The 13,009-nt window shown below is 64.7% G+C and carries 11 protein-coding genes; 10 read left to right on the forward strand and 1 reads right to left on the reverse strand.

Annotated features, from left to right (window positions below):
* Positions 1-52: 52 nt before the first annotated feature.
* Positions 53-844 (reverse strand): DeoR/GlpR family DNA-binding transcription regulator, encoded by a 792-nt coding sequence (locus tag ACH6CV_RS16220; RefSeq protein WP_456359260.1) that lies wholly within the window; start codon positions 842-844, stop codon positions 53-55.
* A gap of 230 nt (positions 845-1,074) precedes the next feature.
* Between ACH6CV_RS16220 and ACH6CV_RS16225 the strand changes: the two genes are divergently transcribed.
* The 10 genes from ACH6CV_RS16225 (at position 1,075) to ACH6CV_RS16270 (ending at position 13,009) form a co-directional block, all read left to right on the forward strand.
* A complete protein-coding gene (locus ACH6CV_RS16225; RefSeq protein ID WP_456359261.1) occupies positions 1,075-1,986 on the forward strand; it encodes a sugar ABC transporter substrate-binding protein in 912 nt (303 codons plus the stop codon).
* A gap of 77 nt (positions 1,987-2,063) precedes the next feature.
* Entirely contained in the window at positions 2,064-3,569 is a 1,506-nt protein-coding gene (locus ACH6CV_RS16230) for a sugar ABC transporter ATP-binding protein (protein ID WP_456359262.1), read from the forward strand.
* Positions 3,566-4,588 (forward strand): ABC transporter permease, encoded by a 1,023-nt coding sequence (locus tag ACH6CV_RS16235; protein WP_456359263.1) that lies wholly within the window; start codon positions 3,566-3,568, stop codon positions 4,586-4,588. The genes ACH6CV_RS16230 and ACH6CV_RS16235 overlap by 4 nt, the downstream gene beginning before the upstream one ends.
* A 30-nt stretch (positions 4,589-4,618) precedes the next feature.
* Positions 4,619-5,518 (forward strand): myo-inosose-2 dehydratase, encoded by a 900-nt coding sequence (gene iolE / locus ACH6CV_RS16240; RefSeq protein ID WP_456359264.1) that lies wholly within the window; start codon positions 4,619-4,621, stop codon positions 5,516-5,518.
* A gap of 10 nt (positions 5,519-5,528) precedes the next feature.
* Complete coding sequence (locus ACH6CV_RS16245) at positions 5,529-6,326, forward strand: 5-deoxy-glucuronate isomerase (RefSeq protein WP_456359265.1); 798 nt, start codon at positions 5,529-5,531, stop codon at positions 6,324-6,326.
* A 2-nt stretch (positions 6,327-6,328) separates the two neighbouring features.
* Positions 6,329-8,251: a 3D-(3,5/4)-trihydroxycyclohexane-1,2-dione acylhydrolase (decyclizing) gene (gene iolD / locus ACH6CV_RS16250; protein ID WP_456359266.1), complete on the forward strand. Its 1,923-nt coding sequence runs from the start codon at positions 6,329-6,331 to the stop codon at positions 8,249-8,251.
* Positions 8,252-8,340: 89 nt separating this feature from the next.
* Positions 8,341-9,351, forward strand: coding sequence for an inositol 2-dehydrogenase (gene iolG / locus ACH6CV_RS16255; protein ID WP_456359267.1), 1,011 nt, complete (start codon positions 8,341-8,343; stop codon positions 9,349-9,351).
* A gap of 20 nt (positions 9,352-9,371) precedes the next feature.
* Positions 9,372-10,406 carry a type II glyceraldehyde-3-phosphate dehydrogenase gene (locus tag ACH6CV_RS16260; protein WP_456359268.1) on the forward strand — a complete coding sequence of 345 codons (1,035 nt, stop codon included), beginning with the start codon at positions 9,372-9,374 and terminating at the stop codon, positions 10,404-10,406.
* Between the two features lie 91 nt (positions 10,407-10,497).
* The gene (locus tag ACH6CV_RS16265) at positions 10,498-11,769 is read left to right on the forward strand and encodes a phosphoglycerate kinase (RefSeq protein WP_456359269.1); all 1,272 of its coding nucleotides are present in this window, start codon (positions 10,498-10,500) and stop codon (positions 11,767-11,769) included.
* A complete protein-coding gene (locus ACH6CV_RS16270) occupies positions 11,759-13,009 on the forward strand; it encodes a nickel-dependent lactate racemase family protein (protein ID WP_456359270.1) in 1,251 nt (416 codons plus the stop codon). The genes ACH6CV_RS16265 and ACH6CV_RS16270 overlap by 11 nt, the downstream gene beginning before the upstream one ends.

A 13,009-nucleotide genomic window follows, 5' to 3' on the forward strand; every position in this document is an offset into this window, starting at 1 on the left:
GATAAAAGCACGCGCGAGATGGCGGAATTGCAGCCGCCACCGCGCGCGTGTTTTATTCAGCGCTTACCCAGGAAGATGCCTCCGGTTCCGCGGCGTACAGCACCGGGATGCCGTGTTTTTCGAAGAATTCCATGTAATTGGGCGGGGGTTCGCGGTCGGTGACGACGGTGGACACCTTTTCGAGCGGGCAGTAGGAGATCATGGCGTCGCTGCCAAACTTGGTGCGGTCGGCCATGAGCACGATTTGACCGCAGTTGGCGGTGATGACGCGCTTGATCTCGGCCTCGAAGTAGGTGTTGTTGGTCAGGCCCCGCGCGATTGACACGCCGGTCGCGGCCATCAGCGCCACGCGCGCCGACAGCGTGCGGATCGAGTCCAGGATCGACATGCCCACGAACGCGCCCAGCGAGGCGTTGTAGATGCCGCCCAGGGAAATCGTGTTGACCTCCTTGAGGCGGCTGGCTTCGTTGATCGCGACCAGGCTGTGGGTGACCAGCGTCAGCCCCCGTTTTGCGCCCAGGTGAGGGATCACGTTGGGGGTGGTGGAGCCGGAATCAATGAAGATCGTGGTGTTGTTCGGGATGACCGACGCGGCCAGCTCGCCGATCAGCCGTTTATTGGGCATGTTCATCTGGAATCTGTTCGGCATGGTAATCAGCGAGGCGGGCGTGCGCGCCGCGGCGCCGCCGTAGATCTTGGTCACGTGGCCCCGGGCCTCGAGCGCGTCGAGGTCGCGCCGGAGCGTATTGACCGACACGCCGAAGTGCGCCTGCAGCTCGGCGATCGAGACCTGTTCGTTCTGTAAGATGTATTGTTCCATGGCGTCGAGCCGCGAAGCCTTCATCCAATCCCTCTCTTTTTCAGCAGCATACATTATGCATGATATCATAGTCGTTGCAAATTTGTCAATCCTATGAGGAGTTTGGGCGGAGAAAACCACACAACATTATCACATTTTTGAGTAAGTTGCCCATCTGCTCTTGACTTCATCGGTTGATACCGCTAAAATGATGCTACCGATGATAACCGGGGCGGGCACGTCCCGGGGGTCAAAATATGAACGGAGGGAATTCCATGAAAAAGACGCTTGCGATCCTGTTGGTCCTGATGCTCTCGACGATTCTTTCGGTTCCCGGCTTTGCGGAAGGCACGATTTCCGTCAACCTCAAGACGCTTTCCAGCGAGTACTGGCAGAATGTGAAGTCCGGCTGCGACGCGGCGGCGGCGGAGCTGGGCGCGACCATCGACGTGCAGGGCGCCTCGGCGGAGACCGAGATCGCCGAGCAGGTGGCGCAGCTGGAGACCCAGCTGGCCGCGGGTCCCGCCGCCATCGTGATCGCCCCGCTGGACGGCGACGCGGTGATCGGCGTACTGCAATCCTCGGGCTACAAAGGCCCCGTGATCTTCTGCGACACCGATTGCGCGTACGAGCAGAAGACCACCTTCGTGGGCACCTCGAACGAGGATGCCGCCTACACCGGCGGCGTCTACGGCGTGAAGCTTAACGGCGACAAGACCGGCGCGGTCATCATCTACGGCCAGGAGGGCGACAACACCTCCAACCTGCGCAAGGCCGGCTATGAGAAGGCGCTGAAGGAAGCGGGCATTACGCCGTTGGCGATGCTGTCGGGCAACAACACCACGGACGGCGCGACCAAGGTCATGGAGGATCTGCTCAACGCCTACCCCGACCAGATCAACCTGGTGCTGTGCATGAACGACGACACCGCGATTGGCGCGATCAACGCCATCGAAGCGGCGGGCGTCTCCGGCATCAACGTGATCGGCTTCGACGGCAATGCCAGCGCAGTGGAGCTGATCGCCGCGGGCAAGATGACGGCCACCGTCGCGCAGCAGCCGGTGCTGATGGGCGAGCTCGCCATCAAGGCCGCCGCCAGCGCCGTCAAGGGCGAGGCGATCGATGCCCGCGTGGTCGTCGACACCGTCATCATCGACGCCGCCAACGCCGCTGAGTTCTTGAAGTAAGCGTACTTACGCGGGATCCCTGCGGACGATCCGGCGCGCCGGATCGTCCGCAAACCCATCAGGAGGGAGGCGGCCGGATGAACGAGTATGCAGTGGAGCTGCGGGGCGTCACCAAGAAGTTTCCGGGCGTGGTCGCCATGCGCGACATGCACATCGGCATCAAGCCCGGTGAAATCCACGGGCTGATCGGCGAGAACGGCGCGGGCAAGTCCACGCTGATTAAGGTGCTGACCGGCGTGCACATCCCCGAGGCGGGGGAGATTTTCGTGGGCGGGCAGAAGGTCAGCTTTTCGAACCCCGTCGAGGCGCGCGCGCAGGGCATCGCCTGCGTGTACCAGGAGCTCAACATCGTGCCCATGCTGCCGGTGGTGGACAATGTGTTCATGGGGCGCAAGCTCACAAACCGGCTGGGGCTGCTCGACTACCCGCGGATGCACCGCGAGGCCCGCGAGGCGCTGTCGTTGTTGGGCCATCCCGAGATCGACACGCGCAAGGCCTGCGGGAAACTCGGCATCGGGCTTCAGCAGATGGTCGAGATCGCCAAGGCGGTGTCGCAGAGCGCCAAGCTGATTATCATGGACGAGCCCACCTCGTCGCTCGGCGAGCAGGAGATCGGGCGGCTGATGGACACGGTGCGCAAGCTGCGCGATCAGGGCATCGCGATCCTGTTCGTGTCGCACAAGCTGGAGGAGCTGTTCGAGCTGTGCGACCGCGTAACCGTCATGCGCGACGGCGAGCACATCATGACCGAGGACATGCAGGGCATGACCAACGACCGGCTGATCGAGGCGATGGTCGGCCGCACGCTCGAGAACCAGTTCCCGAAGGTTAAGGGCGTCAAGGGCGAGTGTTTCTTGAAGGCGGCGCACCTCAACTCCGCGGGCGTGCTGCGCGACGTGAGCTTCGAGGCCTACGGCGGGCAGATACTGGCCTTCGCGGGACTCGTGGGCGCGGGCCGCACCGAGACGATGCGCGCCATCTTCGGCGCGGACCGGCTCGACAGCGGCGAGATCCACATCCGGGGCAAGAAGGCGTCGATCCGAAATCCCGGCGCGGCGATCCGCAAGGGCATCGCGTTTTTGACCGAGGACCGCAAGGGGCAGGGGCTGGTGCTCGGCCAGTCGGTCAAGACCAACATGATCTTGGCCAACATGCAGAAGTTTAAGCTCGGGCCGATGCTCCGCGGCAAGATGGTCGATCGTTCAAGCCGCGAGTTGGTGCGCACGCTGCGCATCAAGACGCCGTCGGTCGACGAGGTCACCGCGCAGTTGTCGGGCGGCAACCAGCAGAAGGTCGTGATCGGCAAGTGGCTCAACTGCGACGCCGACATCTTCATCTTTGACGAGCCCACGCGCGGCATCGACGTGGGCGCGAAGGTCGAGGTGTACAATGTGATGAACGACCTCGTCCTAAAGGGCAAGTGCATCATCATGGTGTCGTCGGAGCTGCCGGAGGTGCTGGGCATGAGCGACCGCGTGATCGTTATGCGCGGCGGACGCGTCATGGTCGAGCTCGACCGCGAGGGCGATCACTTCAACCAGGAGGACATCATGCGCGCCGCATGGGGAGGGGAAGTCGGATGACGAGCACACCAAGTACCGCCGGGCAGAAAAAGACCGGCATCGGCGACATCCTGATGAAGCTGGGGCCGCTCATGGTTCTGGCGATACTGTTCGTGGTATTCTCGGTCGCGCTGCCGGACAAGTTCCTTCGGGTCAGCAACCTGATGAACATCCTCAAGCAGACCTCGATCAACTGCCTGATCGGCTCGGGCATGCTGCTCGCGCTGATTACCGCGGGCATCGACCTGTCGGTGGGCTACAACACCATCCTCGCCACCTGCCTGATCGGTGTACTGACGCAGAACTTCGGCATCACCAATCCGTTCGTCCTGATCGTCAGCGCGATCGCGATCTCGACGGCGGCGGGCTTCGTCAACGGCACGCTGTTGACCCGGCTCGATCTGCCGCACCCGTTTGTGTCGACGCTGGGCATGAAGTACGTGTTCTGGGGCGTGGCGCTGCTGATTACCGGTTCGAAGACGATCGGCTTCACCAACAAGGGCATCGACCCGGTGCTGTGGATCGGCAAGGAGACGGTGGGAAGCATAGGTTTTCCGGTCAGCTTCCTGCTGATCCTCATCGTCTACGCCATCTTCGACGTGTTTCTCAACCACACCGCGCTGGGCCGTCAAATCTACTGCGTGGGCGGCAACCCCGAGGCGGCGCGCATGTCGGGCATCCGCTCGGAGCGCGTACTGACGATCGTGTACACGATCTCGGGCCTGATGTGCGGCATCGCGGGCGTCGTGCTGGCCGGGCGGCTCAACACCGCCAACACCGCGTCCGCCGCGACCTACGACACCGACGCGATCGCGGCCTGCATCATCGGCGGCGCTTCGTTTAGGGGCGGCAAGGGCACGATCTGGGGTACGCTGCTGGGCGCGCTGCTGATCTCGGCGATCCGCAACGGACTCAACCTGTTCAGCGCGGGCAACGACATCCAGTACATCGTGATCGGCCTCGTCATCATCGTGGCGGTGACCATCGACGTGACCCGCGGCAAGATCGAGGCGCGCGCGCGTAAAATGGCGACGGTATAAACAGTATAACGTAAACTTGGAGGCGTTACAATGTTCGACAGCCAGAAGGTATCCTTGGGCATCGCGCCGATCGGCTGGTGCAACGACGACATGCCCGAACTGGGCGCGGAGAATACGTTCCGCCAGACGGTCAGCGAAATGGCGCTCGCCGGATTCACCGGCACCGAAATCGGCAACAAGTATCCGGCCGATCCCGCGGAACTCAAATGGGAACTCGACCTGCGCGGCATGCGAATCGCCTCGCGCTGGTACAGTTCGTTCATCCTGACCCGGCCGATCGAAGAAGAGGAGGCCGAGTTCGCGAAGGCGCTTGATTTCCTCGAGGCCGTCGGCGCCAACCGCGTCAACGTATCCGAGCAGAGCTATTCGATCCAGGGCCAGATAGATACGCCGGTGCTGGGCGGGGCCAAGCATGTGATGGACGACGCCGAGTGGGCGCGGTTCACGGCCGGGCTCAACCGGCTGGGCGCGCTGGCCAGGGCGCGGGGCTTCAAGCTGTGCTTCCATCATCACATGGGCACCGTGGTGCAGACCGCGGATGAGACCGACCGCATGATGCGCGGGACCGATCCCGAGGCGGTGTTTCTGTGCTATGACACCGGCCACTTCACCTTCGCCGGTGAGAACCCGCTGACCATGCTCGAGCGCTACGCGGCCCGCGTCGGCCACGTGCACCTCAAGGACATGCGCCGCGCGGTGGTCGACCGCGTGAAGCCCGAGGGCTGGAGCTTCCTCAAGGCGGTGCGCGAGGGCGCGTTCACGGTGCCGGGCGACGGCTGCGTGGACTTTGACCCCATCCTGAAGAAGCTCGCGGAGGCAAACTACGAGGGCTGGCTGCTGGTCGAGGCCGAGCAGGATCCCGCGAAGGCGAATCCGCTCGAATACGCAATCGTGGCGCGCAAGTACATTCGGCAACACGCGGGGATTTAGGAGAGGAACCATGTACATTCAACGTGAAATCGGTCCGGGCTACAACCCCTACCTCACGACGCCCGACCGGGACGCGGGCACCTTCATGGACGTGGGGCTGCTGGTGCTGAAAGAGGGCGCACAGTGGGCGCTCAGCGAACCGGACAAGGAGGCGGCGCTGCTGCTGCTCAAGGGCAGCGTGCGCTTCGAGTGGGACGCGCATAACGCGGTCGCCGAGCGGCCCGACGAGTTCCGCCATGAGCCCTGGTGCCTGCACGTGCCCAAGAACACGCATGTCAGCGTGACCGCGCTTGCGGACGCCGAGATCTACGTGCAGGCGACCGAAAACGAGCGGGACTTTCCGGCCAAGCTCTACCGGCCGGAGGAAGTGCATGTGCAGCACGCGGGCGCGAACGGCGAGCTGATGGGCTGCATGCGCCGCGAGATCAAGACGCTGTTCGACTACGAGAGCGCACCCTGGTCCAACATGGTGCTGGGCGAGGTGCTCAACTACCCGGGCAAGTGGTCGAGCTATCCGCCCCACCACCACCCGCAGCCCGAGGTCTACTTCCACCGCTTCGACAGGCATCAGGGTTTCGGCGCGAGCTTCGCGAACGGCGAGATCTATAAGTCCGGGCACAACGGCCTGACGGTGATCTTGGACGGCTTCCATTCTCAAACCGCCGCGCCGGGCTACGCGATGGCCTATGTGTGGGGCATCCGGCACCTCAAGGGCGACCCGTGGAAGAAGACCCGCATCGACGACGCCGAGCATGCCTGGCTGTGGCACAAGGACGCAAACGACCACATCTTTTCCCCGGAGGATTAGCTATGAAGACGGTACGGCTCACGATGGCGCAGGCATTGGTGCGCTTTCTGGAGAACCAATACATCCGCTTTGACGGTGAAGAGCATCGCTTCTTGAGGGGCGTGATGCTGCTGCCCGGCCACGGCAATGTGGTGGGGCTCGGGCAGGCGCTTGGGCAGGAGCGCCGGGACCTCGAGGTCTACCAGGGTAAGAACGAGCAGGGCATGGCCCACGCGGCCATCGCCTATGCCAAGCAGATGAAGCGCAAGCAGATCTTCGCGGTCACTTCGTCGGTGGGGCCGGGCGCGGCCAACATGGTCACCGCCGCCGGCACCGCCACCGCCAACAACATCCCGGTGCTGTTCCTGCCGGGCGACGTGTACGCCTGCCGCCAGCCCGATCCGGTGCTGCAGCAGATCGAGCAGGTTCACGACATGGGACTGTCCACCAACGACGCCTTCCGGCCCGTGTGCCGCTACTTTGACCGCGTGAACCGGCCCGAGCAGCTGATGAGCGCGATGCTGAACGCCTTCCGCGTGCTGACCGACCCGGCCGACACCGGCGCGGTGTGCGTGGCGCTGCCCCAGGACGTCGAGGGCGAGGCCTACGATTACCCGGAGCGCTTCTTTGAGCGGCGCGTGCACGTGATCGAGCGCCGGCCGCCGACATCGGAGGCCGTGGCGCTGGCCGCCGCGCGCATCCGCGAAGCGAAGCGGCCCATCCTGATTTGCGGCGGCGGCGTGCGCTATTCCGAGGCGCACGGGGCCTTCCGCGCGTTTGCCGAGCAATTTGGCATTCCGTTCGGCGAGACCCAGGCGGGCAAGTCGGCGATTGAATGGACCCACCCGCTCAACCTCGGCGGCATCGGCGTGACCGGCTGCGCCGCGGCCAACGGGATCGCGAAGCAGGCCGACCTCGTGATCGGCGTGGGCACCCGCTACACCGACTTCACCACCGCCTCGAAGTCGCTGTTTGGCGAGGACGCGGGTTTTGTCAACATCAGCGCGTCGCCGTTCCAGGCGGCGAAGCTGGACGCGGTGGCCGTGGTGGCCGACGCCAAGGCGGCGCTTGTGGCGCTGGCCGAAGCGCTTTCGGGTTATGGGGCGGACTGGGGCGACGCGGTCGCCGAGGCCAAGGCCGACTGGGCGGATGAGCTCGAGCGCCTGGACCACCTGCGCTTCACCGGCGAGGGCTATGTGCCCGAGGTCAACGACCGCAACGCCGAATCGGCGCAGCGGTTCGCCAAGGACCTGGGCGCGTCGCTGACCCAGACCGAGGTGCTGGGCGCGCTGAACCGGCTGATCGAGAAAGACGCCGTGGTCATCGGCTCCTCGGGCAGCCTGCCCGGCTGCATGCAGCGCATGTGGCGGGCGCGCACGCCCGACAGCTACCACATGGAGTACGGCTACTCCTGCATGGGCTACGAGATCTCCGGCGCGCTGGGCGTCAAGCTGGCGGTCGGCGAAGGCCAGGTCTACTCGATGGTGGGCGACGGCAGCTTCACGATGCTGCACTCCGAGCTGCTGACCGCGGTGCAGGAGCGCAAGAAAATCAATGTGTGCCTGTTTGACAACGCGAGTTTTGGCTGTATCAACAACCTGCAAACCGCTCAAGGCGGCGATACGCTGGCGACCGAGCTGCGTTACCGCGACGGCGCCGGCCACGACGGCGCGTTCCTGCACGTGGACTACGCCATGATCGCGCGCGGCTACGGTGCGGCGGGCTACACGGTCCGCACGCTGGCGCAGCTCGAAGCCGCGCTCGAAGACGCGCGGAAGATCACCGACCGGCCGGTGCTGCTGGACATCAAGGTGCTGCCGAAGTCCATGACCGACGGCTACGGCGCGTGGTGGCGCGTGGGCACGCCCGAGGTGTCGGAAAACGAGCGCTGCCGCGAGGCGTGGAGGAATCATCAGGCCAACGAGGCGCAGGCGAGAAAGTATTGACAAACCGCCGGCGCGGGCGCTCCTCCAGGGAGGGAAATGGAGAAGGGAACGGCAAAGAACCACGAAGTATAGAGAAAGAGGGCACTCACATGGACAAGAAACTTAGGATCGGCGTCATCGGCGCGGGGCGCATCGGCAAGCTGCACGCGGAAAACCTGGTGAATCGAGTGCTGAACGCCGAGGTCGCGGCGATCTCGGACGTCTACCTGCCCGCGGCGCAGGAACTGGCCGCGAAGCTGAATGTCAAGACGGCCACGGCGGACTATCACGACCTGCTGAACGATCCGTCGATCGACGCGATCTTCATCTGCTCCTCGACCGACACCCACGCGCAGATCTCGATCGAGGCGGCGAAGAAAGGCAAGCACATCTTCTGCGAGAAACCGATCGATCAGGACGTGTCCAAGATCGAGGCGGTGCTCGAAGCGGTCGAGGCGGCGGGCATCAAGTACCAGGTGGGCTTCAACCGCCGGTTCGACAAGCACTTCAAGCATGTGCGCGAGGTGGTGGCGAAGGGCGGCGTGGGCGAGGTGCAGATCGTCAAGGTTACCTCCCGCGACCCGCAGGCGCCGCCGGTGTCCTACGTCAAAACCTCGGGCGGCATCTTCGCCGACATGACCATCCACGACTTCGACATGGTGCGCTACCTGTCGGGCAGCGAGGTTGCCGAGGTCTCGGTGTTCGGCGCGTGCCTGATCGATCCCGGCATCGGCGAGGCGGGCGACATCGACACCTGCATCATCAACCTGCGCTTTGAGAACGGCGCGCTGGGCGTCATCGACAACTCGCGCCAGGCGGTCTACGGCTACGACCAGCGCGTGGAGGTATTCGGCTCGAAGGGCATGATCTCCGCCGCCAACGAGACCGCCAACAACACCGCCTGGTACACCGCCGACGGCGTGGCGACCGAGAAGCCGCTGTGGTTCTTCCTCGAGCGCTACAACGACGCGTTCATCGAGGAGGAGCGCGACTTTGTCGAGGCCTGCCTGCAAGGCAAGGACACGCCGGTGCGCGCCATCGACGGGCTCAAGCCGGTCAAGATCGCCATCGCGGCCCAGAAATCCCTGAAACTGGGCGGCGCGCCGGTGAAAGTAGACTAAATCGCGGGAGGCAAATCACTATGAAGAAAATTAAGGTGGGCGTGGCCGGCTACGGCGTGATCGGGCAGCGGCTGGCGGACGGGGTGGCTCTGCAACAGGATATGGAACTGGTGGGCATTGCGGACCTCGCGCCCACGCTGTCGATCCGCGCGTTGCATGAAAAAGGTATGCCCTACGACCTCTATCTGGTCGACGGCGCCGACAAGGACAAGTTCGACGCGCTGGGCATTCCCACCAAGGGCAGTTTCAACGACCTGATCTCGAAGGTCGACATTATGCTGGACTCCGCCCCGGGCGGCGTGGGCGCGAAGAATAAGGTGCTTTACGAAAAGGCGGGCGTCAAGGCCATCTTCCAAGGCGGCGAGAAGAATTCGGTCGCGGATGTGTTCTTCCACGGCTACGCCAATTATGAAAAGGGACTGGGCGCGGACTACTTGAAGCTAACCAGCTGCAACACCACCGGCCTGATCCGCGCCGTGGACGCGCTCGACCGCGCCGTCGGCGTTTCGAAGGTGGCCATCACGATCATCCGCCGCGTGGCCGACCCGGGCGACTATCACCGGGGACTTACCAACGCGCTGCAGATGGAAAAGGCCCCCTCGCACCAGGCGGTCGACCTGATGACGATCATGCCGCACGTCGAGGCGACCGGCATCCTCGTGCACACGCCGGTCACCCACGGCCACATCATCACCGTGCTGGCCAGCGGCAAAGACGGCAGGAAGATCGCCAAGGAAGACGCGCTCAAGGCCTTCGAGGCGCATCCGCGCATCCGGATGGTGTCCATCGACGAGGGGTTCCAGGGCAACGCCAGCCTGTTCCGCTACGCGCGCGACCTGGGCAATCCGCGCGGCGACATGTATGAGATCGCGCTGTGGCGCGACAGTCTGGTGGAATCGGGCGACGACATCATGTTCGCCATCAACATCCCGCAGGAGAGCGTGACGATCCCGGAGAGCATCGACGCCGTTCGCGCCGCGATGAACATGCAGGCGACCCGCGAAGCGGGCACCGCCGAGACCAACAAATACCTGAACATCGGACGGTTCAAATAACGACGCGTGCGCGGCCCATTCCCCTCCTCGGAGGGGAATGGGCCGTATCCCGGCGCTACCGCCGCATTTCACACCTGGGAGGGGATGCTTTATGCGCTTTGGCATCCATACGCTGGACGATTTCGACGTTTCCGGCCGCGCCGTGCTGTGCCGGATCGACGTCAACCAGCCGGTCGATCGCGCGACGGGTACGCTCAAGAGCACCGCGCGCATCGAGGCCTGTGTGCCGACGCTCAAAGAACTGCTGGACAAGGGCGCGCGGCTGACGCTGCTGGCCCATCAGGGCAGCGACATCGAATATCAAAATTTCTACACCACCGCGCCGCACGCGAAGGTGCTGAGCGGCCTGCTGGGCCGCGAAGTCCAATTCGTGGACGATGTCACCGGACCCGCCGCGCGCGCGGCGATCGGCGCGCTCAGGCCCGGCGAGGCGCTGATGCTGGACAATGTGCGCTTCTGCGCCGAGGAACAGACGCTGTTCGAGCTGAACCTCAAGCTCGACCACGCGCAGCAGGCCCAGACCGAGGTGGTGCGCAAGCTGGCAAAGCTTCACGAGCTGTACGTGTGCGACGCGTTCGCCGCCGCGCACCGCGATCAGCCGTCGCTGTGCGGCTTTGAGCAGGTGCTGCCGAGCGCCATGGGGCGGCTGTTTGAAAGGGAATACTGCGTGGTCTCCGAGCTCATGGAGAGCCCCGCGCGCCCGGCCGTGTTCGTGCTGGGCGGCGCGAAGGTGTCGGATGCGTTCCTGATGCTGGGCACGATGCTGGCGGGTGGCGCGGCCGACCATGTGCTGGCCGGCGGGCTCGTGGGCCATATTTTGCTGGCCGCACGGGGAATGCCGATCGGCCAGGGCAGCCTCGACTTCATTGAAAAAAGCGGCTACGCATCATACATCGAGACCGCGAAGGGGCTGCTTGAGCGTTACGCGGACAAGATCATCCTCCCAACCAGCCTCGCCTACATCGAAGACGGCGAGCGCCGGGAAGCGGCGGCCGGGCAGATGCCGGAGCACGCCTGCGCGCTCGACATCGGGATCGACGCCGCGCAGCGGTATGCGCAGGCCATCATGGACGCCAGGACCGTGTTCGTCAACGGCCCGATGGGCGTGTTTGAAAAGAGCGAGACCGAGGCGGGCACACGCATCGTGTGGGAGGCGCTGGCCAAAACCTCTGCGTACACCGTGGTCGGCGGCGGCGACAGCGTGACCGCGGCCAAGAAATTCGGCGTAAAAGATAGGCTGGGCTACGTCTGCACAGGCGGCGGCGCGCTGATCCGATTCATGACCGGCGAGGAATTGCCGGCGGTCAAGGCGCTTAGGCACGCGGCCCGGGCGTTCCCGCAAGGAGCAAGCCATGGAGCTTGAGTTTGGGTTCGGCAACGGCGTCGAGACGGTGATCGCGCCCGATCAAAACGTCGCGGGCATCCTGACGCCCAACGACGTGCCGCTCGAGGCGACCGGCGTGGACGCGGTGCTCGCCGCCCTTAGGCGTCCGATCGGCACGCCAAGGCTGCGCGATATCGTGCGGCCCGGCGAGCGGATCGCCGTCGTCACCAGCGACATCACCCGGCCCATGCCGACCGCCCAGGTGATGCCCGCGCTGCTCGACGAGCTGTACCTGGGCGGCGTGCAACCGGAAGACATCACGCTGGTGTTTGGCCTGGGCATACACCGCGGCCATACCGAGGCCGAGATGCGCAAACTCGCCGGCGAGCGGGCGTTTCGCGAGATTCGCTGCGTGGATTCCAACCCGGACGACTGCGTCTCGCTGGGCGTCACCGCCCACGGCACGCCCGTGGACATCACGCGCGCCGTGGCCGAGGCCGACCGGCGCATCTGCCTGGGCAACATCGAGTACCACTACTTCGCCGGCTACTCGGGCGGCGGCAAGGCGCTGATGCCCGGCGTGTCCACGCGCGCGGCCATCCAGAAGAACCATTCGCTGATGGTCGAACCCGACGCCTGCGCGGGGAGGCTTACAGGCAACCCGCTGCGCGCGGACATCGAGGAAGCGGCGCGGATGACGGGCATCGACTTCATCCTGAACGTCGTGCTCGACGAACACAAGCGGATCGTCCACGCGGTGGCGGGCGACGCGGTCGAGGCGCACCGCGCGGGCTGCGCGTTCCTGGACAGGTTCTACCTGAAGCCCATCCCCGAGCGCGCCGACATCGTGCTGGTCTCCCAGGGCGGCGCGCCCAAGGACCTGAACCTGTACCAGACGCAGAAGGCGCTCGACAACGCCAAGCACGCGGTCAAGAAGGGCGGCGTGATCGTGCTGATCGGCTCGTGCCGCGAGGGGCTGGGGGAGGATACCTTTGAGCGGTGGATGACCACCTCGCCCTCCCCTCAGTCGATGATCGAGCGCATCCGGCGCGACTTTCAGCTGGGCGGGCACAAGGCCGCCGCGATCGCGATGGTGCTCGAGGACGCCGACATCTACCTGGTCAGCGACCTGAAGGACGACTTCGTGCGCAAGATCTTCCTGACGCCGTTTCCCACCGCCCAGGCGGCGCTGGACGCGGCGCTCGAGAAGCTGGGCGCGCGCTCTACGATCCTCGCCATGCCCTACGGCGGCTCTACATTACCTCGTGCACCACAATAA

It is taken from the genome of Anaerozeibacter quisquiliarum (assembly GCF_051162045.1).
GTDB lineage: Bacteria > Bacillota > Clostridia > Christensenellales > Aristaeellaceae > Anaerozeibacter > Anaerozeibacter quisquiliarum.